Here is a 23,276-nt window from a genome sequence, read left to right as displayed (position 1 = left end):
TCATCGTGGCTGCGCTGTAATAATATGGTGTAGTAATCGGTGCAGCCATGATGACATTAGATCCAGTTCATATGGATGTTAGCCTTGTTTGCAACCTATTTGCATTGCCGAAGGAAAAGCGTTAAAATGAATTTCAACAACACAAATGAAGGTAAATATGATAAAAACAGTAAAGATTGCTACTTACCTTTACTTTATCATAAGCTTGGGTCATCTGACATGAACAGTATATAAATGGAAGAACAGACCTTACTGTGCGCATATAATGAGCGCAGCAGAAGGTCTGTCCATCAGCCAGCATTATTCAAGGAAATCTTTCAGACGTTTGCTTCGGCTTGGATGACGGAGCTTACGTAGAGCTTTGGCCTCAATCTGGCGAATACGTTCCCGTGTTACTCCGAACACTTTGCCTACTTCTTCCAACGTGCGTGTACGACCGTCATCCAGACCGAATCGCAGACGAAGTACATTCTCTTCACGCTCTGTGAGCGTGTCAAGTACATCTTCCAATTGCTCCTTCAACAACTCATAAGCAGCGGCATCAGCAGGCGCCAACGCTTCCTGATCTTCGATGAAGTCTCCCAGATGAGAGTCGTCCTCTTCCCCGATTGGTGTTTCCAGAGATACAGGCTCTTGAGCAATCTTCATAATTTCCCGTACTTTTTCGACGCTTAATTCCATCTCTGCTGCAATTTCTTCAGGTGTCGGTTCGCGACCAAGCTCTTGTAGCAATTGACGAGATACCCGAATTAGCTTATTAATCGTTTCAACCATATGAACAGGAATCCGAATCGTACGAGCTTGGTCCGCAATCGCACGAGTAATCGCCTGACGAATCCACCATGTCGCGTACGTACTGAATTTGAATCCTTTACTGTGGTCAAATTTCTCAACCGCTTTAATAAGACCCATGTTCCCTTCTTGGATAAGGTCCAAGAACAACATGCCACGCCCCACATATCTCTTCGCAATACTAACTACAAGTCGCAAGTTAGCTTCGGCAAGCCGTTTTTTTGCTTCTTCATCACTAAGCAGAATACGTTTTGCGAGTTCTATCTCTTCTTCAGCCGACAGTAGTGGAACACGGCCGATTTCTTTCAAATACATACGAACAGGATCATTTATTTTGATGCCTGGTGGTAAAGACAGGTCATCCTCAAAGTGAAAGTCATCATGCTCATCCTGATCACGATCCGTGTTAGGACGTACCATCTCATCGTCATTTTCGTTAACGATCTCAATTCCAAGGTCGCTTAATTGTTCGTAGAACTCGTCCATTTGATCCGCATCTTGTTCAAATGTCGACAACTTCTCCGCTATCTCTTTATAACTAAGCGTCCCCCGCTTCTTGCCGACTTCAATCAACTGATCCTTGACTTGATCCAGAACTGCTTCAGTTTCAAGGCCAGTATGTTGATCATTCGCCATATTCCGACTCCCTCCTCCCTAGAATCTTCAGACTGTTAACGCCTCAGTTGTTGGTCTAGGGCAATAAATTCTGATGCAATTTGCGCAGCTCGTGATGAATCTCCAGCACGTTCAGCCTTTACCATTTCTTCCTTCATACGTTCGATCTCGCGTTGCATGGGTACTTTCTTAATTTGCGAAATGTAATCATTCAACAGGTCGTTATCGAAACGCAGGGGCACTTCTGCCAATGAAATCGAGGCTGCCGTCTGCTCTAATCGATCATCACGCAGCGTGGCAAGAAATCGGCTGAAATCCGGCTCTTTGCCTTGCGCGTAATAGGCATATAGATAAGCAGCTAAAGCTGCATGATCATCTACATTAAACTGTTCTCCAAGATGTTTTTCGACATAAACGGCTACTTCAGCATCTTGGAACATTAAGGCTAACAAGCTTCGCTCGGCGTACACATAGGCAGGTCTTAACGTAGGAGTGTCCATATTACGTTTATCATTCCTAACATTATTCCACCAATTGTCTTGATTATCCCCCGCCTGGTGCTTTTTTTGCAGCTTCTGACGGACTTCAAAGCATTCCTGCTTTAAGGTTTCCAGTGAAATATCAACTTGATTAGACAGTTCCTTCAAGTGCATTTCGCGTTCAGCAGGTGAATGTATGGGAGCAATAATTCGCATAGCTTCCTCTATAAACCTGCGCTTGCCGTCATCTTCTAGCAGTATATGATTACGCCGCAAAGTGAGTAGCTGGAATTTAACTGGTGTGACGGCTGCAGCAATAATTGCATGTCTAAACCGTTCCCCACCGTTAGCCTTGATGTAATCGTCTGGGTCCATTCGGTCTGGGAGCATCGCAACGGATACATGTAGCCCAGCGTCTTCCAGCATTGGAATCGCTTTTAGCGCTGCCGCCTGACCTGCATCATCACCATCATAACAGATAACAACACGCTCGGCGCTTCGCCGTAACAATGCAACATGATCACTAGTTAATGCAGTACCCATCGTGGCAACCCCATTAAGGACTTCAACTTCCCAAGCCTGTATCACATCAGCAAAACCTTCAAACAACACCACTTGACCGGTTCGTTTAAAATGCGGTCTTGCATGGTGTAAGTTATACATTAGCTTCGACTTGTTAAACAGCATCGTCTCAGGCGAGTTTAAATATTTGGGCTGACCTTCGCCAAGTATACGACCTGAGAACCCAACGACTTTCCCGTTCTTGTCCCAGATCGGAAACATCACACGATCTCGAAACCTGTCTACATAACCAGCTTGCTGCTGCCTTGCCGAAACGAGCCCACCCTGCTCCATTAAAGAGAGTGAGAATTCACGTTTGCTTAACAGCTGTACTAAAGTGTCCCACTGGGGCGGAGCATAACCGATCTGGAAGTGCTCGATCAGTTTGTCATGAATACCTCGTTCGCGCAAATACGCTAATGCGTCCTGTCCGTGTGCCGTATTCATCAAAATGTAATGATACAGCTTAGCGGCTAATTCGTGCGCTTGAATAAGGAGTTCTTTCGCTTCACTCTTCGGACTGCGTTCCATGGGCTGATTGCCCCAGTGAAACGTCAGACCAACTTGCTCCGCTAAATGCTTGACGGCCTCCGGGAAGGAATACCCTTCAACACCCATTACAAAATGAATCACATTCCCGCTCGCTTTGCAGCCATAGCAATGATAAATCTGCTTCTCCGGCGTAACCGTAAACGAAGGCGTCTTCTCGGAATGAAAAGGACATAAACCTTTTAAATACTTGCCTTGCTTCGTAAGGTGGACATATTTGCCAACAACATCAACTACGTCGTTATGCTTCAACACCTCGTCTACGAATTCATCAGGTATCGGTCCGTTACCACTCATATCCCATCACCTTCATTTCGAACACGTATTACTTTAATTCGCGATATTACGAAGTTCTCCTGCCCATTTGCAAAAGTTTTGTCAGTTTATGTTGGAAATGCTCGCGGTCCAGTGCTGTCATTGCACGAGGCCCTTTAGTTCGCTGCCCAGCACGTCTCGCCTTGCTGGATACATGACGTTGTGCCAACAGTTCGTCCATATTATGCCCATCAAGTTCTTTTCCTCGCGGTGTGAGCACCCATGCCCCTCGCGGCAGACATAGCGCGGCCAATCCATAATCGTTAGTGACGACTATATCTCCTGACCGCGCTGTGTTCGCTATATACATATCCGCTAATTGAAATCCTTGATCGACATAAATAAATCGAACGAGATCTGTCTGCTCCGCCTCATTCTGATATGCCGCAAATGAAGCTATAAACAGAACAGGCACCTTGAACTCCGTAGCTACTTGTACAATTTCAGTCTTTACTGGACAAGCGTCCGCATCAACGATAATTCGACTTTCGTGAGGCAATCGGTTCACCATTTTCCCTCTACAGAATATAAATCATCACCCTACAGGTGCACCAATGGTGTAAACCCGGTGATTCTCCGTTTATATTATATACGCTGTGTGCGTTTAAATTCCTGCTTGTGAAAATACGATTTTCATAACCAAGTTCTCACAAAATGTCGACCTGACCGCAAAAAGCGCGGAACATGTCGAGATTTCATTACTTCTCGCATGCTCCGCGACGGACTTTACAGCCTGATATTAAAACAATTACCCCAGTTGCCAATGCTGCTAAACATATACGTAGCAATATTAAGCTTTAATTGCCGTTACGCCCACACGAGCTTGGAGAAGTCAGCAAACTGCTTCAAATCATGTGCGATCAGCTTCAGCAGCGCCAAGCGATTTTGTTTTACAGCTTCATCTTTAGCCATTACCATGACATGATCGAAAAATGCCGTAATTGGCTCCTCCAAACTACTGAGCGCCGCCAGTGCACTCGCAGGATCTGCCGCCGCTTTGTACTTAGCGTGTGCTTCAAGATAACGAGCATAAAGTGCACGTTCTTCGTCCTGTTCAAAGCGTGTGGTGCTTACTTCACTGTCATCGGCTTTCGATGCCAAATTACATGCGCGATTAAACGATTCCACCGTAGCTTTGAACGCTTCATGACGAACCGCTTCCATCAACGTCTCGCCACGCGAAATCGTTAACTTCACGTCGTCATAACCCGCTGCAAGCACCGCGTCCACCACATCGTAGCGCACTTGCTCAGACAGTACGTTTTTGACACGAAGACCAAAGAACTCGTACAAGTCTTGACGAACTTCTGTACGCTCACGTTTCAACAGACCTGCACGGTCTAATACGTCAAGCGCAATATCAAACACTTGAGTAAGCGTCAATGGCAAGCTGCGTTCCAACAGCATTTGAACGATGCCTGTTGCTTGTCGACGAAGCGCATACGGATCTTGTGATCCAGTTGGAATGATCCCGATCGCAAAACAGCCCACCATCGTGTCAAGTTTATCCGCCATGCTGACCAATTGACCTGGCAATGTCTCAGGTGAAGGGTCACCCGAATAACGCGGCTTATAATGCTCATTTATAGCATGTGCTACTGTAGCATCTTCCCCAAATTTAAGCGCATAATCTTCCCCCATAACACCTTGCAATTCAGGGAATTCATATACCATTTGAGTAACAAGGTCAAATTTGCAAATGTGTGCAGCGCGATTTACTTGCTTCGCTGTAGACTGATCCGCTTGTACCGCTTGGGCGAGCAAATCAGCTATGCTAACAAGGCGTCGAACCTTATCCCCAAGCGTACCCAGTTCCTCGTGGAACACGATCGAGTTAAGTTTATTTACGCAAGCTTCGATATTAAGCTTCTGATCTTCTGCGTAGAAAAATTTAGCATCAGACAACCGCGCCCGTAACACCTTCTCGTTACCTTTGGCGACCGTCTCGATACCTTTTTGATCTCCATTTCGCACTGTCACAAAAAATGGGAGTAGTTGCCCTGCTGCATCAAGCACAGGGAAGTAACGTTGATGCTCACGCATCGATGTAATTAGCACTTCCTGCGGAATATTCAAGAAAGACGTGTCAAACGTCCCAAACAAAGTCGTAGGGTACTCGACCAAGAAGAGGACCTCTTCCAATAAATCGTCCTTAATTGCAATGTTCCATTGTTGCTTTTGCGCCAATGCTTCAATTTGTTGCACGATCAGTTGTTCGCGTTCTGCTACATCTACAATGACGTGTTGTTCACGCAAGCGTTCCACATATTGGCCTGGCTCTGGAATAACAGTGTCCTGACCAAGGAAGCGATGCCCGCGAGATACGTTGCTTGCCTGCACACCAGTAAATTCAAGTGGAATAACACGTTCGCCTTGCAGTGCTACTACCCAGCGAATAGGACGGACAAAGCGCATTTCATATGCGCCCCAACGCATATTTTTAGGGAATGTCATCGCGTGTACAATCGAGCTGAATCCTTCAGCAAGCACTTCGGACGTATCCATTCCGACACTACTCTTGTTAGCATATACGTATTCTACACCGTTTAATTCTTTAAAGAAAAACTGGTCAGGCTCTACCCCTTGACTGCGAGCAAAACCAAGCGCAGCTTTGGACCATTCGCCACCTTCACTCAAGGCGATCTTACGAGCAGGTCCTTTCACTTCCTCATGAACATCTGTTTGCTTATCAGCCGCATGTTGGACGAGCACTGCGAGACGGCGTGGTGTCGCATAAGCTTGAACGCCTTCATGACTTATACGTGCTGCTTCCAGCCAACGCTCCGTCCGTTCCTTTAACTGCTCCATAGCCGCACGCATAAAACGAGCAGGCACTTCTTCCAAACCTAATTCCAAGAGCAAATGTTTAGGCATCGTGCTCATCTCCTTTCTTCAACAGCGGGAATCCTAGCTTCTCGCGTTCCTCATAGTAAGTAGCCGCTACTTGACGCGCCAAATTACGAACACGCGTAATAAAGCCCGTACGTTCTGTTACACTGATTGCTCCACGAGCATCCAAAAGATTAAAGGCATGCGAACATTTTAATACATAGTCATACGCAGGGAACACAAGGTGTTCGTCCATAGCGCGTTTTGCTTCTTGTTCGTACGTATTAAACAAATTAAACAGCATCGCTGCATCACTAACTTCAAATGTATATTTGGAATGCTCAAACTCCGGTTGGTGGAATACATCACCATATGTGATTCCTTCAACCCATTCCAAATCAAACACATTTTCTTTGTCTTGAATATAAGAGGCAAGACGTTCCAGTCCATACGTAATTTCTACCGCCACTGGATTCGCGTCGATACCACCCACTTGCTGGAAGTACGTGAACTGTGTCACTTCCATTCCATCAAGCCATACTTCCCAACCAAGTCCCCAAGCGCCTAGTGTCGGGGATTCCCAGTTATCTTCAACAAAACGAATATCATGCAGAGCTGGATCAATACCTAGACGATTCAAGCTTTCCAAATAAAGCTCCTGAATATTATCTGGGGACGGCTTCATAATAACTTGGAATTGATGATGTTGGTAAAGCCGATTCGGGTTCTCACCATAACGTCCATCGCCAGGACGTCTTGAAGGCTCCACATAAGCAACATTCCAAGGCTCAGGTCCGATCGAACGAAGAAATGTCATCGGATTCATCGTTCCGGCACCCTTCTCTACGTCATAGGGCTGGACAATAATACATTTCTGCTCCGCCCAGAAATTTTGCAGCGTTAAAATCATTTGTTGAAAATTCATGTGCCTATCACTCCTTTGTCCCTCAAATTGACGGCGTCTGGCGTCTGAAGTTGTCTATACATGCTCACAGATCGATATACATGCAAAAAACTCCCGTCCATACGCCTGATGCCAGACGTAGGGACGAGAGTATATTCTCCCGCGGTTCCACCCTACTTGACCGCCGCATGCCCTTGGCAAAATGCCAATCCAATACGGTCGCGATCCACTTTCATAGGTATTTGCTCCGAAGTGCCTGTTCATTCGGCTGTTCGTCCGGGCTCTCACCGTCCCCGAATCGCTTGCTCTCGAACTGATCGTCGAATTACTTTCTTCATCCTTGCAAATATGTTTATTTTATAATAGTCAATATCATATCTAACTTAGAACGATTCGTCAAGTATAGCACACACCCAACTATACTTATTCCTCTTGAGGTTCTTCGCGCTGTACTTGCTCTTGAATCGCGGCAAGATCATACTTTTCCATTTGCTCAATAAAATTCAAAGACTTGCATCGGACTCCCACATGAGTGTCCATGTAACCGCGCATACATGCCCTTAAATGTACCTTTGTTTCCGGCTTAACGGTAATGTTGCCAACTCTGCGCAAGTCTGTTCTGGCAAACAGCGTCAACAGCTTTAATATGGACACTGGAGCCATATATTTAGTATGCTCACGCACACGACACTTGGCGCATATCGCCCCGCCCAGCCGCCACCCAAAGGCAACAAGTCCCTCAGCTTGTCCGCAAATAACACAAGTGTCCAGCACTGGCGCTACCCCCACGGATTGACATAATTTCATTTCAAACAAATGGGTTAGTACCTGCTCGTCCTTCCCTTCTTTTAAGGCATGTAAATAAGCAAGCAACTGCTCAAACATATAGCCGCCTGCTTCTTCCTCCTGCAAGCCGCGATCAACAAGTTCTACCACATAAGATGCGTATGCAGCCAGATGCAGCTGCTCGCGCAGTGGATGATGGGACTCCAAAATTTCACAACCGTTTAAGGTGCCAATGTGCCCCATCCCTTTAAAATAAATATATTCGCCATATGTAAACAACTGTGTAGCCGCAGCATGGCGACTGCGCACCTTTTTCGCACCTCTTACCATGACACCGGTCTTGCCGTGCGTTTTGGTGCACAGTGTAATAATCTTGTTTCCTTCCCCATAATCCATGCTGCGTATAACAATACCTTCCACCCTATATAACACCGTTGTCCTCCCCTATGACAACTGACTTATCACTCCACGATCTGCTCAGACAACTCGGGCTCTGCTACCTCTTCTTCTCCATCTGAGATCTGTCCTATATGCTTATACAGCAAGTAGGCATCCACATCCCCCGTCATTGCAAACACATTCCACGAGAAATCACGCATTCGTAAATCCCCCTTCATCGGAAATGATTCTGTCCTATCCATTATCATGTGCTGAGAGGTAGGGAATATCCGATGCAATAATTGGCTTATAGGAGATGCAGTTGCTTATGCCGCCGTTACTTATCGTTTCTAAAGCCCAGATCACGCAACACGCGATCATGATTTCGCCAGTCCTTTTTCACCTTTACCCAAAGTTCCAAGAACGATTTTGATCCTAACAATGTTTCAATATCTTTGCGGGCAAGTTTGCCAACCTCTTTAAGCAGTGCGCCCTGCTTCCCAATAACGATTCCTTTTTGTGAATCCCGTTCGACGAAGATAACCGCAGAAATGTGCACCACACCATTGTCTTGCACCTTCATATCTTCAATCATAACCGCTATTGAATGGGGAATTTCCTCGCGAGTTGCATGTAATATTTTCTCCCGAATCAGCTCCGCCACTACGAACTGTTCAGGATGATCTGTAATTTGATCCTCTGGATAGTATTGTGGACCCTCTGGCAAATAACCAGACAGCACTTGCAGCAAACGATCCACATTGTTACCTTGTAATGCAGAAATCGGAATAATCTCTGCAAATTGATGCAGTTCGTTATACGTTTTGATCATGCCAAGCAGTTCTTCTGGCTGCACTTGATCAATTTTGTTCATGACCAAAATTACAGGCGTGTTTACTCGCTTCAGCTGCTCAATGACATAGCGATCACCGCCCCCAAGACCTGCCGATACATCAACCAAAAACAACACAGCTTCGACTTCGTTTAATGTTGTAAGTGCCACTTGATTCATGTAGTCGCCTAGCTTGGATTGGCGCTTATGAATGCCTGGTGTATCAAGAAACACAATTTGCGAACCTTCTGTTGTGTATACACCATGAATTTTGTTACGAGTAGTCTGGGGCTTATCAGACATAATGGCAATTTTTTGACCGATAATGTGGTTCATTAATGTGGACTTACCTACATTAGGTCGCCCGATTATGGCTACAAAACCTGATTTATACGATTTGGATTGCTTCATCAATTTAACTTCTCCTCTGGCTCTTAGTCATTCTTGTTATAAACTTATATTTCATCTGTGCTGACTTGCTCTAATATATATAAACGGCTCCGCATCGTCTATAGACTGGAGCGGAACCGCTTCGATTGTCTAATCTTTTAATTCAGCTTGACGTGTCGCTGAGCTTTCCAGACTGTTCACGTCAAACGCGCCTGGTAACAGCGCCCCTACCGTAGTAGTCGTAACCTCGCCATTCAAATTGCCCATATACACGGGCATATCCGGCGGACATAACTCCAATAAGACTTGGCGACATACCCCGCATGGTGTAATTGGGTCGCTCGTATCTCCAACGACAGCAATCGCTTTAAAGGAACGTGGCTTGCATCCATCCGCTATTGCTCTAAATAATGCGGTTCGCTCTGCACAGTTCGTAGGGCCATAAGCGGCATTTTCCACATTGCATCCCGCGTGTACGTGTCCATCCCCATCCAACAATGCTGCCCCGACTTTAAAATGTGAATAAGGTGTATACGCTTTTTCGCGGGCAAGTTTTGCTTGTTCCATCAGTTGTGTAGCATTCATCTGACGTTCCTCCTTCTAGTTGACCAACAGCTTCCATAGCGGAATACCTAATAGAATTACACCAACAATGACGGCAAACACTGCCGCAACCAGTACAGCACCTGCGGCAGTGTCTTTTGCAATCTTGGCAAGCGGATGTAGATCAGGCATCACCAGATCTACTACGGTTTCTACAGCAGTGTTAAACAGTTCCGCCATAATAACCAACGTGATGCACAACCCAATCCATAACCAATCTGTCCGCTTCAGCTCAAGCGCGAAGCCCAATCCGGTCACCGCAAACATGATAGCTATGTGCACCTGCATGTTACGCTGCGTACGCAGCGTGTACCATATACCTTCTATCGCGACTTGAAATGTGTGCCTCCAAGGCCGCTTACTCTGTCTCATTAGCGTGTCAATCCAACCTTAGCAAGCACAGCTTCCTGCTTGTCCATCATAACACGTTCTGATGCCTCATCTTGATGGTCATACCCTAGCAAATGCAAAAAGCCATGTACGAACAAAAATCCAATTTCCCGCTCCAGCGAATGTCCGTATTCTTCTGCCTGTGCCTGAGCACGTTCCGTAGAAATAATAATATCGCCTAACATATCACCTATAGTTAACAGCTCTGACTCATCCTCTACCTCATAAAGGATATCCAACTCCTCATCAGTAGATTCGTTCAGTGCAAATGACAGTACATCTGTAGGACGATCAATGCCACGGTAATCACGGTTTAACTCGTGAATTCGCTCATCATCTACAAATGTAAGGGCAACTTCCCCATCTGTAACCCCTTCCATTTGCGCAGCTTCCGCTAGAATTAACTCCAACTGCTCTACTAATACAGTGGAGATTGGATACCGTTCCTGTTCATCGCTCCACGCTAATGTTACCTTCATACTATTCTCCTTCTTTTGGGCCTGCTAGTCCTTTAGAGGACCCTGCTGCTTCCAAACGCTCCTCCACGCTAGCTTGCTCAACGCTTGCGTCTACTCCATCCGCTTGTACGGATGGCTTGTCGACGTGAGTGTGAACAATTGATGGAGCATCTTCTTTAGCAGGCAGCTTGTGCTGTACTTTCTCATCGGACTTGTCTGACACTTTAGAGGTGTCCGGATATTCAATTCGTGAATGGAATATCCCCATTACCGTTTCTTTTAACGAGTTTGCCACGATGTCAAGCTCACGCATAGTCAAATCACAATCATTAAACTGATTGTCATCAAGCCGGTCCTTAATGATCTTGTGAATCATCGTCTCGATCTGCTCGACCGTCGGATGGCGTAATGATCGAACAGCAGCTTCAACACAGTCTGCTATCCCTACAACAGCGGCCTCCTTGGACTGTGCCTTCGGCCCTGGATACCGGAAGTCATCCGCTGTAAAATCAGGCTCAACCCCCTGTTCCTCTGCCAGTTTGATCGCCTTGTAATAGAAAAATTTAAGAAAAGTGGTGCCATGATGTTGCTCCGCAATATCCCGTATCGGCTTAGGAAGCTTGTAATCTTTTAGCATTTCAGCACCATCACGTGCGTGTGCCGTAATGATCGAAGTGCTTAGCTTCGGATCTATAAAATCATGCGGATTATCCATATTTGTCTGATTTTCAATAAAGTAGCTTGGTCGTTTGGTCTTGCCGATATCGTGATAAAACGCACCAACTCGGCATAACAGCCCATTCGCCCCGATTGATTCGGCAGCTTGTTCAGCCAGATTGCCTACCATGACGCTGTGATGATAAGTACCCGGCGTCTCCGTTAACAGCTTGCGTAGTAACGGATGGTTAGGGTTGGACAACTCGACAAGCTTCAGTGCTGATAATATGCCGAATGTAACTTCAAAGAACGGCATCAAACCAATGACAAGCACTGCTGTCACTAACCCGCTGCTGAAAGCAAGACCTGCTGCAAGAAGTGTATCTCTGCTATTTAACGGATCGCCGTTCATCATAGCAAGCGAAATCACAGTTAAGCTGCCAAAAATACAAATCATAATGCCGGCCTTCAAAATCGTTGACCGCTGGCTTGCCCGGTGAATCGCAAATATAGCGGCGTAAGATACAACTAAGGCCAAGAAGCCAAAATTAAAATCAAACAGTTCACCTTGCTGCGTGTTCAGTACAATACTCGCCATCACACTAAATACGACGGCGCTTATGTAGGCCAATGAAACATCCAGCAGCAGTGTGATCAGCATAACACCCAAAGCCACAGGCGCCACATAGCCGATATACGTAGACGTCTCCGTCTGAGCGTAGGCGACAATGTGAAGTGCCAATACGTTAATCGTAAATATGATCGCCAGCATCAAAAGCTGTGCGTTGTTATATTTAAAGTGCGTGCTGCTGCTTTGTCTCATAAACATAAACAATACGCCGACAAACATAAAGGAGAGCAACAATAAGCCTAGCTGTGGCCACAAATTTACCTCCGACTTCAGCAGTTCATTTTCCTTTAGCAGATCATACATATCTTGCGAGATCACTTGTCCACGCTTGACGATGATGTCGCCCTGCTTAATGAACACTTGCGGTGTATTTTCCCGTGCTTGCACTTTAGCTTCCTTCGTTGCTTCTTCATCATAAAATTTGTTCGGTGTAATCGATAAACGCACAAGTTCTTGAATAACTTCACGCGTAGAGCGTTTAGTTAAGGAACTGGCATTTACGTATTCCGCCACTTTGGCGCGTGCCACCGTTGCATCAGCGATCGAGTCACTCATCAACTTGCTGACGATATCACGACCAACAGGCTTCATGTCCGTAATGTCATCCTTGGACAAACGCGCGATCTTAATAAATGTTTCCTCAGGAACACGATACTTTTGTTCCTCGATACGCTTCGACATTTCGTCCAATAACTTGTTTGAATATGTACTACGGTTGTCCATCTTAAACGAATTCATATAGTCGTCAAACATTTGCGGAATGACTCTGCGATACAGATCTACCTTCTCAGAGAAGGAGATCAACTCGTCAACATTAACCGTTTCAATGCGATTTAACACAATATCCATCAGCTTCTCATTCTTAAAAGAAACGATGGGATAACTAGGCGCCACTCGCTCTGCCGCCTCTTCCTGTGCTTTTAGCGTTGCCTTTTTGTCTGGTATTTGCTTGGGTGCCACGATGTTTTTCTCATTCACATTACCAACGACGATATCAAATTTCTCTGGCAGTATGTTTGGTGCCAAACTGAAATAAAACAATACCGTCATAAAACAAAATAAGACAATACGTACCCCTAAACTGTATTTCCATCCTGCCATTGTAACAGGGCGAGCTTTGTTGCCACTACCTTGATGTGCTTGTAGCATAGAGAACAGTCCTCTCTATCCCTGGTTTTCGTTTTCCTTCTGATAAGCCACAATAATTTTCTGTACTAAGGAATGACGAACGACATCCTGCTCAGCAAAATGTACGATTCCGATCTCCTCAATATCTTGTAAGATGCGTTCCGCTTCAACCAGACCAGACTTTTTGCCGCGCGGCAAGTCAATCTGTGTGACGTCGCCCGTAATGACCATCTTGGAGCCGAATCCGAGGCGCGTCAAAAACATCTTCATCTGTTCAGGAGTCGTATTTTGTGCTTCATCCAAAATAATAAAGGCGTCATCCAACGTCCGTCCGCGCATATACGCGAGTGGAGCAATCTCAATCAGTCCTCTTTCTAACGCCTTAGCCGTCTGATCTGGTCCCATGACGTCGTACAACGCATCATACAGCGGACGCAAGTATGGATCTACCTTCTCCTGCAAATCCCCTGGGAGAAATCCCAGATTCTCGCCCGCCTCTACTGCTGGACGTGTTAATACAATTCGTTTGACGGCGCCTTCTTTTAACGCACTAACAGCCAGAACGACCGCTAAATAGGTCTTTCCTGTCCCTGCTGGTCCTACACCAAATACAATATCACGCTTCTTGATCGTAGACACGTAATGACGCTGACCTATTGTTTTTACCCGTATCGGCTTACCTCTAAACGTCGTGGTGATCTCACCTTTAAATAGATCAAGCAGCTCATCAACTTTCCATTCCTGAGCTAGATCAAGCGCATACATGAAGTCGCGTTCGGACAATGTAATATTGTTGCGGATTAATTGCAGCAACACTTCGAACAACCGTTTAAATTTCTCAACTTCTTCCATACCGCCAGAAATAACAATTTCTGCTTCTCTTGAGGTGATCTGAGCACCCGTACGGCTTTGAATCAGCCGCAAATACTTGTCCTGCGGTCCAAGCAAGGCTAAGCCTTCGGCGGCATTCTGTAATGAAAGTTTGACAGTCTGTAGTTGCGACAAAAACCTCAGTCTCCTTGCCTTCAGTCTCATTAGCTTAATGGATAATCGGCTGCTCGACAGCAATCGATTGCTCGACTTCAAATAATACTTTCAGTTTCACTTTACCATTCTCCGACTTCTGATGCAAAATTTTTTCCGTTTTAACGCGGGCATCAGGCCCATTTTTAGCCACTATATCAAATCTTGCTTGTTTTAAACCTTCTTGCATCGCAGCTTGCTCGCTTCGTTCTTCCGCCACTAGCTGGACTTCTGCTATTTTTTCAGTAATCCACCCGAAAGGAAGCGATACACGCCCCCAGGAAGTGGCTGCCACGTCAGTAGTTACCTCATACTGAGCATACGGTATATCTCCAAATCCGGACACCTGCAATCGGCGTTCTCCGAGCTGTACGTAATGACGTTCTGTAAACTCTCCTGTAAGCACCTTTTGCTTGCTAATCAGCGGAGAACTAATTTCATATTCATGCCATACCAACCCTCGTACTACTCCCTTCGCAGGTACAGCCTGCTGCGCCTGTGCGGAGCCAACGATGCCAGAAATGAGCACACTTCCCTTCTTCACTCTTGTGTTAGGCCGCACAACAGCACGCCCTGCTTTCGCAATGATTTCAGTAACGACCGCATCCGTCCGTGCGATCAGATGGCTTGGATTACGCAGCGTCCGATTCTCCGCCACTGTAGACTCCACAACGTGAATCACAACCTTTGTCCCCTGTCTCGTCACCCCAATCCATGAAGTGGATGGCAGGCGGGCATTTAGCTCCTTAGAGAGCGTGTCCAGCTTTTTCATACGGAAAGTCCATTGAAACGGATAAATCCCTTCTTCCCGCGCGGCAGCAAGCACATCATCGGTAGAGATTCGTTCATTTCCTTTCACATCAATGGTCCAAATTAACGACGACAGCATGTACATACCTAGCAGAAACAGAAATAAGCCAGATATAAAAAACGTGCGCTTACGCACCTGTTTAACTGAAAATGGCAGACCAAATCGTGCCTCTACATGGACTCGGCAGCCTGTCTCTTTTAACAGCGGACGAAGACGGAAGAAATCCGGCAGCATCATAAAGAAGCTGACCTGATTGTCTTCCTCACGCGCCACGTCCCATATTAGCATTTGCTTGGCTGATAACTTGTTTAACAATTGTTCCGCATATTGTCCCCTAATACGAACGCGTACGTAACCGCGCCAATTTGCAAGTGCAGGTGGTTTCATGACTACGTATCCTCCATTCCGTGAACCTTGACTTCAATAATGCTGCCCTCAATAAAAACTTCCTCGGTCCATATTCCACGTATGACCAAGTTGCGGCCGAACACTTCAAGCTCGCCGGTAACTAGTGACAAACGCATATGCTCACTTGAAAAATGAACAACGCCGCGATGATTCTCCACGAACAGTTGTCGATTGCCGATCATCGTAAATCGGGGCACATTAGATAGCATATCTTGCGGCAGATCGAACAAGTGTGCCGTCCATTGGCGCAGTTTGCGGGTGAAGCGGCTCATGTACGATAGGCCCCCTTCCTGTACTTTACAATTTATGCGACAACCGTACGGTTTATGAAGGTGAAAGTAGGCGCTGTGGCTAATTTAGGCTACAATCTACGAATTAGCCGTCCTTTCGTACCTAAATGGAGAGGACAACAAGCACCTCGCTCCACAAAATGCTCGTTTTCGCCCAAAACAAAACACACATACTCCGATCAAATGGCTCATCGCCACTTCCACGATCAAAGTATGTGTGTTCTTATATTGCTATTTAGCGCTGCCCGTGCGGTCGTTTCGAACGTGGCGGGCCAATGATTTCAGCCCAAATCACTCCACGCCGCGCATCTTCGACAGAGACACCTGCCTGCTGCCAATCATCTTGAATTTCATTCATTTCAATCGGATTAGGCACATGTATCGCATCACGAGTCGCTACTGCTCTATGACTCATCGTCTGACGTTCTTGGTAGCTAGCGGATGTCCGCGAAGCTGCGCTTGAAGCATTGGATGAGGGCTGCTCCGTCATCATCGTCTGTGATGGCACTACAGGCTCTTCAAACAACGACTCATCCTCGTCATCATGCTCGTCATGCGTGCGCTGCCCAGATGAATCTCCCGCTCTCTGGTCTCCGCCAAAGCTTGGCATACGGTTCGTTTGTTTCTTCCCCTTACCTAGCAAGGAAAACAAAAAACCTAATATGGCAATGGCAATAATCGGATTGCTAAATACGAGATCAATTATTTTCTCCATGGCTTATCGCCTAGCCTTCTGATTTAGGATCGGTACCTTTACCGCCGATCGAACCACGCATATGCGTATCCGCTTCAATATTTTTCAGATTCATGTAATCCATTACTCCGAGTTTGCCAGATCGTAATGCTTCTGCCATTGCAAGTGGAACTTGTGATTCAGATTCCACAACTCGCGCACGCATCTCTACGACACGAGCACGCATCTCCTGCTCAAGCGCAACCGCCATTGCACGACGTTCTTCCGCCTTCGCTTGGGCGATACGTTTATCGGCCTCTGCCTGTTCTGTTTGCAGGTTCGCACCGATATTTTTACCTACATCCACATCCGCAATATCAATGGACAAGATCTCAAACGCCGTTCCTGCGTCCAAACCTTTGCCTAACACAGTACGAGAAATCATATCTGGATTTTCCAACACATCTTTATGTGTGTTCGCACTACCAACCGTTGTAACGATACCCTCACCTACACGAGCAATAATTGTCTCCTCACCAGCACCACCGACGAGGCGATCAATGTTGGCACGAACAGTAACACGAGCGCGGACGCGGACTTCAATACCATCCTTCGCCATTGCAGCTACAATTGGTGTCTCAATGACACGAGGGTTAACGCTCATTTGAACAGCTTGCAGGACGTCACGACCAGCAAGATCGATAGCTGCTGCACGTTCGAATTCAAGGTTAATGTTTGCGCGCTGTGCAGCGATTAATGCATTTACAACACGGTCAACGTTACCACCAGCCAAATAGTGACTTTCCAACTGATTAAGGGTTAAGCCAAGACCTGCTTTGGAAGCCTTGATTAACGGATTAACGATACGGCTAGGCGTTACACGACGAAGGCGCATTGCCACAAGCGTAATGATGCCTACACGCACTCCCGATGCAATGGCACTGATCCAGAGCATAACGGGGAAGAAGCTAAGAAATACGCTCAATACGATAACAACAACTACCGCAATAAGCAAAATACTGATGATTGATGGGTCCATGTGTGTACCTCCACTTAATCTTTTTTCATCTATCCCAATCCTTTAAATGGTAAAAAGGAAGAAGGAACTACATTTGTTTACCCCTTACTTATTTCTGTTCGTGGTGATTCACAGCTTCACGGACTACTACACGTACACCTTCCACTTGTATAACTTCCACCGACTTATCTTTGTCAATAAAAGTTCCATCCGTAACTACGTCTACTTTTCGTTCACCAAACATCGCTGTTCCCGCAGGCCGTAGCGCAGTTAATGCAACTCCTATCTGATGCAGCAGTGTCTCTTCATTCAAATGGGACACATAACCCGCCTCAGTCGTTAGTTTATCTTTTAGAATAAACTTGTTCCAAATCCCTTTATGCTTAAATATCCTTGCAACTACAATAACAACAGCTATTGCCGCTACAAATGCAATTCCAAGCGACAACAAGGCATTAGACGTATCGTATGCTGCACGTACGACCCCAGTAATCAAACTGGCCCCACCCAATATACCAAGTATACCAAAGCTCGGCACAAATAGTTCTAACGCCAGCAACAAAAGACCTATAATAAATAACACGATTGTCTCCATTCCCGCCAGGCCAGCAACGTATGCACCAAAGAAATAAAGTGCAAATCCAGCTATTCCTAAAATGCCAGGGACTCCAAAGCCTGGTACGATAAGTTCGATGGCTACACCTGCTATACCAATAAACAACAAAATCGTGGCAATGATCGGGTTTGTTAAATATATCGCCAATTGTTCCGATACTTGCATATCAATCGGCATGATTTGAGGATTATTAATTTGCGCTTGCTGCAACACATGATCAACTGAGGATGCTTCATACTCCGCATAACCAGCTTTAAGCGCTTCCTTTGTGTTCATGGACAACACTTCGCCAGATTGCTTCGTCTTGTTGATGCTCGGTAATTCGATCTTATTCTTCACGTCAACCATTGCTTTAGCAATCAGACCATCACGACCGTTCTTCTCAGCAGCTCCTTGCATCAAGCTAATCCACATCGCAATTAATTTAGGGTCTTCTACCAACTCATGGTTTCCGTTAACAATCGCTGCTGAGCCGATAGCGCTACCAGGCGCCATCGCAATCTCATCTGCGTTAAGTGCAATATAACTGCCCGCAGACGCTGCCTTCCCGTGTACAAATACGATCGTACGTAGCGGACTGTCTGCAATGAGCTGTCCGATCTTAGAGGCGCTATCTAATCTTCCCCCTGGCGTATCCATCTCAATGACTACTGCTTCTGCTTGAAGCGCTTCCGCTTCCTGGAATGCTCGTTTCATGAAGGTGTGCATGACCGAATCAACGGTTCCGTGAAGTGGAATAACAACTACTTGGCCCGAGCCTGTTGATGTAACTTTGGTCTGGACTGACGTCTTCGCCTCAGCTTGCGGCACCATGCCTAATCCAGCCACCCCTGCTACGATAAGCAGCAACAGCGCACCTGCACATAAGCGTCTTATAAACTGCCCACGCAAATGTATCACCTCTCGACCTCCCCCTTGCATTGCATATCTAAACGTAATCTTTTTGATCATACGATGTAATACGTAAAAAACGGCCGCGGCGTTTCAGGTTTACACGGCGCTCACAAAAAAGAAAAAACACTCCTTGTAACAAGGAGTGTTTCTGTCTCATCGAAAAGTTGTCTTAATTCGCTTATTGCAGATGTTGTTGCACAATGGCATTGACAAGCTTGCCGTCAGCACGCCCCTTCACCTTAGGCATGAGGGCAGCCATTACTTTCCCCATTTCCGCCTTCGAAGAAGCACCGCTCTCTTGGATGGTCTCTTGTACAATGACTTGTAATTCCTCTTCGGACAGTTGTGCGGGAAGGTATACCGACAATATGTCAATTTCTGCTTTAACGTTATCCACAAGGTCGAACCGACTTGCTTTCTCGAACTCTTGGAGGGCATCTTTCCGCTGTTTGATTTCACGACTCAGAATCTCAAGCACTTCATCGTCATTCAAAGTTCTCTTTACATCTATCTCAACATTCTTGATCGCCGAACGAATCATCCGGATGGTGGAGAGTTTGAACTTGTCTTGACTCTTCATCGCTTGCTTCATATCTTCGTTCAATCTTTGGCTCAGATCCATTATTACATGTTCCTCCTAAAACTTTCTCTTACGAGCAGCCTCGGACTTCTTCTTGCGCTTGACGCTTGGCTTTTCATAGTGCTTACGCTTTTTAACTTCAGCCAACACGCCATCTTTGGCGATGGAGCGCTTAAAGCGACGGAGTGCAGCATCGATTGTCTCGTTTTTGCGAACTTTAGTTTCAGACACCAGTTTTCCCTCCCTCCGACCAGACCGTTCCAAGAACAAATCACGGTTCATCAAACTACATTATATGTGAAACAGAAATATAGTGTCAACCTCGCGAATACCAACTGTAAACAATTACGTATTTAACGCATTTTTTTACAGTCGTTTCGCAACCTTGAACGGTATCTGGTTACTCCTTTATTATGCCTTTGGGCCGACCAAATCTCCCAGAGATTCGCCGCCTAACAAATGATAATGAATGTGGAACACAAGCTGTCCACTATCTTTGCCACAATTGTTAACTAAGCGGTATCCTGTCTCAGCTACGCCCGTCTCACGAGCAATCTGTTGGGCTGCCTTATGCATTTCTCCGATCAAAGCGAAATCTTCGCCTTCCACATCATTCATAGTAGCGATATGTTTCTTCGGAATAATGAGAATATGTACGGGAGCCTTAGGACCAATATCATGGAACGCAACAACATGTTCATTTTCAAATACCTTCTTGGAAGGAATAGAACCTTCGATAATTTTGCAAAAAATGCAATCCATTCTAACATAACCTCCCTTTATATATAGCATACCTGTTCCACGAGTATGTAGATCAAAACGAGTGTCAAAGATCATTGCACATAAGCTTGTCTTCTTATAATACCGAAAAACGTTAACAACGTCCAATATTTGCGAAAATGGGTTAGGATAACGTTATCTGGATTACTCAGCATCTACGTGGACGCTCCTATATTTCCCCTCTATAATAAGGAATAACGCTCGCCCCAATACGGTTAAAACAAGGAGGTGGATTATGCTTTACAAAATACAGCTATTTGCTGGATTGGCTGATCTGATTGGAAATACAGAAGTCTTATTCGCTAGTGAGTTGCCTTCACTTACTGTCGCACAGCTTAAGGAGGAGCTTAGTATCCTTTATCCTCAGGCAAAGCATGCGATCCAGCAATCTTTTATGGCTGTTGATCAACGCTATGCTACAGACAGTCAATCTGTGACTGAAGGGCAAGAACTCGCTCTTATTCCACCTGTATCTGGCGGAGATGGGAACGCGCCTCACACGGAGCCAGATGCGGTTTCTATGCGCACAGAGGACGGTCGCTATGAACTGACATACAACCCCATCGAGGTAGAGGTAGTTGCAGGAAAAATATCACACACGGATCACGGGGCTTCGCTTGTATTTATCGGCACTACACGTGAGCATACGGATGGTAAACGGACCTTGCAGCTCAACTATGAAGCTTATATCCCGATGGCACTGCAAATGTTACGTTCTCTCGGTGATGAAATAGCTTCACGCTGGCCAGGGGCCAAAACAGCGATTACCCACCGGCTAGGAGCAGTCCATATCGGTGAGTCCAGTGTAGTAATCGCCGTATCGACCCCACGTCGGGCTGATTGCTACGAAGCAAGCCGATACGCCATTGAACGGCTAAAGCAAGTTGTCCCCATCTGGAAACAGGAGATATGGGAAGATGGTTCGGCGTGGATTGGACATCAACTCGGACCTGAACTTTGGAATCCCCTTGATGGAGACATGCCCTAACACAACTAACGGCATCCCGTGGCAAGGAATGCCGTTAGTCAGTTGGCGCTTAAATGTTGATTATATCCATTTAATAAAAAAGCTATGTCGAAGCTTCACTTGATGGCGCTCCGCCCAATCTCGCATCGCATTAATCCCATCCTGTTCACCTTCCGTGAAATTAAAGCATAGATTCATTGGTACAAAGCTTTTGCCTACCAACTTTACTCCAATGGATGGCTTGTGACGTCCCATTATAATGACATCCCGAATGTCACTAGCTTTATATGCGATTCCTTCCACCCATAACACATCTTCTTGCAACGATAAGCTGCTCGGTTTCCGTTTCATCTTGTGAATGACAAAACCCAGATAAGAAAGACACACTAACTCCCATGCGGCAAGCGCCCATATCACCTCAGCTACATAATTCGTTCTTAACAACGGAAGTGCATTAAATAAGCTCGCAATCATTAATATAACGACCGCCACCGCCTGTATGTTAGAAGTCGGGTACTGGATCTTAAACGGCTTGTTAGCTGCTGGCATGTCAACCGCCCCTTTCGTTATTTAGTCATTTGTAAGCGTTGTCAATCTCAAACAGTAAAAATAGGTTGGAATTCAAAGCATAAAATGCTTAAAGGAGGTGCATATGGACATATGATGTAGAAAATGAATGTTGTGGGATTTAGGAGTAAGCGACTGCAATCCATTACTATGTTCACATTTTCGCCTTATTTATATCCATTATACTCCAATGTTCAAACAACTGTCGATATTTTTTCATAAAAAAGACACCTATTTTACTTTACACACAAAAAAACCTGATTTCGCATCAGGTATACCCCCTCTGCAATCATCAGGCTCAGGTGTGAATCATGTATTGTTCATAAGTTGATGTTAAGGTATCAAACTTAACGCAACTAGAGTTGCCAACGGGAGTATGATGGGATTGTAACCGTACCCGTAGCCATACCCATATGGATTGTAGCCTGGGTAGTAACCTGGATAATAGCCTCCTCCGTGGCCATAATATGGAGGACGAGCATACGGTGAACCATAATTGTGATAAGGGTAATAGCCATATGGTGGTCTGTAGGATGGATCCCGGAACATATAAGGTGAGTACTCCGAAGGTTGACAGCCGCATATCGGCTGACAAGGTACAGGTTCTGAATATCCCATTGGCAGCCCTGCTGGAGCCTGTTGAACATGCCAATTTGGGGTTGCAAGATGAACAAAGTGATCATCTACGTGTGTAATAATGCCTGTGTAAGTATTGTTATCCATCGTAGTCAATTGCACGTTTTTGTTCATATGCATTTTACATAAATGAAACATGGATGGTGCAGCCGCAGCAGACTCCATTTGATAATTAACTTTGGTGGCTGGTGACGCTGATTGTAAGGAAACTGACCCTTGATTGTTTAGGGGGCTAGACGGCGATACAGGTCCTTGATTCTTCACTGAATTCGAGGCTGGCACTAGATTATTTCCTTGGTTTGCTCCTTGACTTGTTCCATGATTCCCGCCTGAACTCGCCCCTGCCTTAACTCCGCTTCCGGCGCCAGTGGGTTTTTCAATGATTGGGCCTGTCGGTTTCTTCTTTTCCATAGTAACCTCCTCTTGATGCACGCAAATGTATCTGACTAATGCAGGATATTCGCCTATGCTAAAAGGGGTGACAATTATTCATGTTAGCTCGACATCAAAACAAAAAAAAGACACCTCGTATCCTGCAAAGGCAGGCAGCGCTTGTACGCTGTGAGCGTATTGCTTCTGCAAACGAATCCATCCTGTTTGCACAAGCAATACGATCTCGAGGTGTCATTCAATAAAGATGTCGGCTAACTGTATTATAACAGCAGCTTGAAACTGTAACTGTGACAAACTTCACATTTTCATCGTGTTTATATCCA

25 protein-coding genes are annotated in these 23,276 nt (G+C 45.7%); 2 read left to right on the top strand and 23 right to left on the bottom strand.

What is annotated here, in order from left to right:
- Nucleotides 1-300: 300 nt before the first annotated feature.
- From rpoD to H509_RS0109795, 21 genes are all read right to left on the bottom strand, one after another.
- Complete coding sequence (gene rpoD, locus H509_RS0109895; protein WP_028544943.1) at nucleotides 301-1,428, bottom strand: RNA polymerase sigma factor RpoD; 1,128 nt, start codon at nucleotides 1,426-1,428, stop codon at nucleotides 301-303.
- A 35-nt stretch (nucleotides 1,429-1,463) separates the two neighbouring features.
- A complete protein-coding gene (dnaG, locus tag H509_RS0109890) occupies nucleotides 1,464-3,293 on the bottom strand; it encodes a DNA primase (protein WP_028544942.1) in 1,830 nt (609 codons plus the stop codon).
- Nucleotides 3,294-3,339: 46 nt separating this feature from the next.
- Complete coding sequence (locus tag H509_RS0109885; RefSeq protein ID WP_028544941.1) at nucleotides 3,340-3,822, bottom strand: YaiI/YqxD family protein; 483 nt, start codon at nucleotides 3,820-3,822, stop codon at nucleotides 3,340-3,342.
- A gap of 296 nt (nucleotides 3,823-4,118) precedes the next feature.
- Nucleotides 4,119-6,185, bottom strand: a complete 2,067-nt coding sequence (gene glyS / locus H509_RS0109880; protein ID WP_028544940.1) for a glycine--tRNA ligase subunit beta — start codon at nucleotides 6,183-6,185, stop codon at nucleotides 4,119-4,121.
- A complete protein-coding gene (gene glyQ / locus H509_RS0109875; protein WP_028544939.1) occupies nucleotides 6,178-7,065 on the bottom strand; it encodes a glycine--tRNA ligase subunit alpha in 888 nt (295 codons plus the stop codon). Before glyQ ends, glyS begins: the two co-directional genes overlap by 8 nt.
- 402 nt (nucleotides 7,066-7,467) lie before the next feature.
- On the bottom strand, nucleotides 7,468-8,262 hold the full coding sequence (gene recO / locus H509_RS0109870; RefSeq protein ID WP_028544938.1) for a DNA repair protein RecO: 795 nt from the start codon (nucleotides 8,260-8,262) through the stop codon (nucleotides 7,468-7,470).
- A 29-nt stretch (nucleotides 8,263-8,291) separates the two neighbouring features.
- Nucleotides 8,292-8,429, bottom strand: a complete 138-nt coding sequence (locus H509_RS27190) for a YqzL family protein (RefSeq protein ID WP_084159146.1) — start codon at nucleotides 8,427-8,429, stop codon at nucleotides 8,292-8,294.
- Between the two features lie 116 nt (nucleotides 8,430-8,545).
- Complete coding sequence (gene era / locus H509_RS0109860) at nucleotides 8,546-9,451, bottom strand: GTPase Era (protein WP_028544937.1); 906 nt, start codon at nucleotides 9,449-9,451, stop codon at nucleotides 8,546-8,548.
- 129 nt (nucleotides 9,452-9,580) lie between these two features.
- Complete coding sequence (gene cdd, locus H509_RS0109855; protein ID WP_028544936.1) at nucleotides 9,581-10,015, bottom strand: cytidine deaminase; 435 nt, start codon at nucleotides 10,013-10,015, stop codon at nucleotides 9,581-9,583.
- Between the two features lie 15 nt (nucleotides 10,016-10,030).
- Nucleotides 10,031-10,405, bottom strand: coding sequence for a diacylglycerol kinase family protein (locus H509_RS0109850; protein WP_036696887.1), 375 nt, complete (start codon nucleotides 10,403-10,405; stop codon nucleotides 10,031-10,033).
- Nucleotides 10,405-10,902, bottom strand: coding sequence for an rRNA maturation RNase YbeY (gene ybeY / locus H509_RS0109845; protein WP_028544934.1), 498 nt, complete (start codon nucleotides 10,900-10,902; stop codon nucleotides 10,405-10,407). The genes H509_RS0109850 and ybeY overlap by 1 nt, the downstream gene beginning before the upstream one ends.
- Before the next feature lies 1 nt (nucleotide 10,903).
- Nucleotides 10,904-13,318: an HD family phosphohydrolase gene (locus H509_RS24855; RefSeq protein WP_084159145.1), complete on the bottom strand. Its 2,415-nt coding sequence runs from the start codon at nucleotides 13,316-13,318 to the stop codon at nucleotides 10,904-10,906.
- 15 nt (nucleotides 13,319-13,333) lie between these two features.
- Complete coding sequence (locus tag H509_RS0109835) at nucleotides 13,334-14,332, bottom strand: PhoH family protein (RefSeq protein WP_211234323.1); 999 nt, start codon at nucleotides 14,330-14,332, stop codon at nucleotides 13,334-13,336.
- A 4-nt stretch (nucleotides 14,333-14,336) separates the two neighbouring features.
- Nucleotides 14,337-15,518, bottom strand: a complete 1,182-nt coding sequence (gene yqfD, locus H509_RS0109830; RefSeq protein ID WP_028544932.1) for a sporulation protein YqfD — start codon at nucleotides 15,516-15,518, stop codon at nucleotides 14,337-14,339.
- A gap of 2 nt (nucleotides 15,519-15,520) precedes the next feature.
- Nucleotides 15,521-15,811, bottom strand: coding sequence for a sporulation protein YqfC (yqfC, locus tag H509_RS0109825; RefSeq protein WP_028544931.1), 291 nt, complete (start codon nucleotides 15,809-15,811; stop codon nucleotides 15,521-15,523).
- 253 nt (nucleotides 15,812-16,064) lie between these two features.
- Nucleotides 16,065-16,544 (bottom strand): hypothetical protein, encoded by a 480-nt coding sequence (locus tag H509_RS0109820; RefSeq protein WP_028544930.1) that lies wholly within the window; start codon nucleotides 16,542-16,544, stop codon nucleotides 16,065-16,067.
- 10 nt (nucleotides 16,545-16,554) lie between these two features.
- A complete protein-coding gene (gene floA / locus H509_RS0109815) occupies nucleotides 16,555-17,541 on the bottom strand; it encodes a flotillin-like protein FloA (RefSeq protein ID WP_028544929.1) in 987 nt (328 codons plus the stop codon).
- 88 nt (nucleotides 17,542-17,629) lie between these two features.
- A complete protein-coding gene (locus H509_RS0109810) occupies nucleotides 17,630-19,027 on the bottom strand; it encodes an NfeD family protein (RefSeq protein WP_028544928.1) in 1,398 nt (465 codons plus the stop codon).
- Nucleotides 19,028-19,208: 181 nt separating this feature from the next.
- The gene (locus tag H509_RS0109805) at nucleotides 19,209-19,652 is read right to left on the bottom strand and encodes a GatB/YqeY domain-containing protein (protein WP_028544927.1); all 444 of its coding nucleotides are present in this window, start codon (nucleotides 19,650-19,652) and stop codon (nucleotides 19,209-19,211) included.
- A 15-nt stretch (nucleotides 19,653-19,667) separates the two neighbouring features.
- Nucleotides 19,668-19,841, bottom strand: coding sequence for a 30S ribosomal protein S21 (gene rpsU, locus H509_RS0109800; protein WP_005547957.1), 174 nt, complete (start codon nucleotides 19,839-19,841; stop codon nucleotides 19,668-19,670).
- A 180-nt stretch (nucleotides 19,842-20,021) separates the two neighbouring features.
- On the bottom strand, nucleotides 20,022-20,372 hold the full coding sequence (locus H509_RS0109795) for a histidine triad nucleotide-binding protein (protein WP_028544926.1): 351 nt from the start codon (nucleotides 20,370-20,372) through the stop codon (nucleotides 20,022-20,024).
- A 253-nt stretch (nucleotides 20,373-20,625) separates the two neighbouring features.
- Here H509_RS0109795 and H509_RS28565 point away from each other — a divergent pair, with 253 nt between their 5' ends.
- Nucleotides 20,626-21,378: a molybdenum cofactor biosynthesis protein gene (locus H509_RS28565; protein ID WP_028544925.1), complete on the top strand. Its 753-nt coding sequence runs from the start codon at nucleotides 20,626-20,628 to the stop codon at nucleotides 21,376-21,378.
- A 60-nt stretch (nucleotides 21,379-21,438) separates the two neighbouring features.
- Here H509_RS28565 and H509_RS0109785 read toward each other — a convergent pair whose 3' ends face one another.
- Both H509_RS0109785 and H509_RS26740 read right to left on the bottom strand, forming a co-directional pair.
- Complete coding sequence (locus tag H509_RS0109785; RefSeq protein WP_028544924.1) at nucleotides 21,439-21,906, bottom strand: hypothetical protein; 468 nt, start codon at nucleotides 21,904-21,906, stop codon at nucleotides 21,439-21,441.
- A gap of 351 nt (nucleotides 21,907-22,257) precedes the next feature.
- On the bottom strand, nucleotides 22,258-22,971 hold the full coding sequence (locus H509_RS26740) for a hypothetical protein (RefSeq protein ID WP_051286931.1): 714 nt from the start codon (nucleotides 22,969-22,971) through the stop codon (nucleotides 22,258-22,260).
- An 80-nt stretch (nucleotides 22,972-23,051) separates the two neighbouring features.
- Between H509_RS26740 and H509_RS27615 the strand changes: the two genes are divergently transcribed.
- Nucleotides 23,052-23,195 carry a hypothetical protein gene (locus H509_RS27615; RefSeq protein WP_157277607.1) on the top strand — a complete coding sequence of 48 codons (144 nt, stop codon included), beginning with the start codon at nucleotides 23,052-23,054 and terminating at the stop codon, nucleotides 23,193-23,195.
- Nucleotides 23,196-23,276 lie beyond the last annotated feature (81 nt).

The sequence above is a fragment of the Paenibacillus taiwanensis DSM 18679 genome, assembly GCF_000425125.1.
Lineage (GTDB): Bacteria > Bacillota > Bacilli > Paenibacillales > Paenibacillaceae > Paenibacillus_B > Paenibacillus_B taiwanensis.
This window is presented reverse-complemented; position numbering and strand designations above follow the sequence as displayed.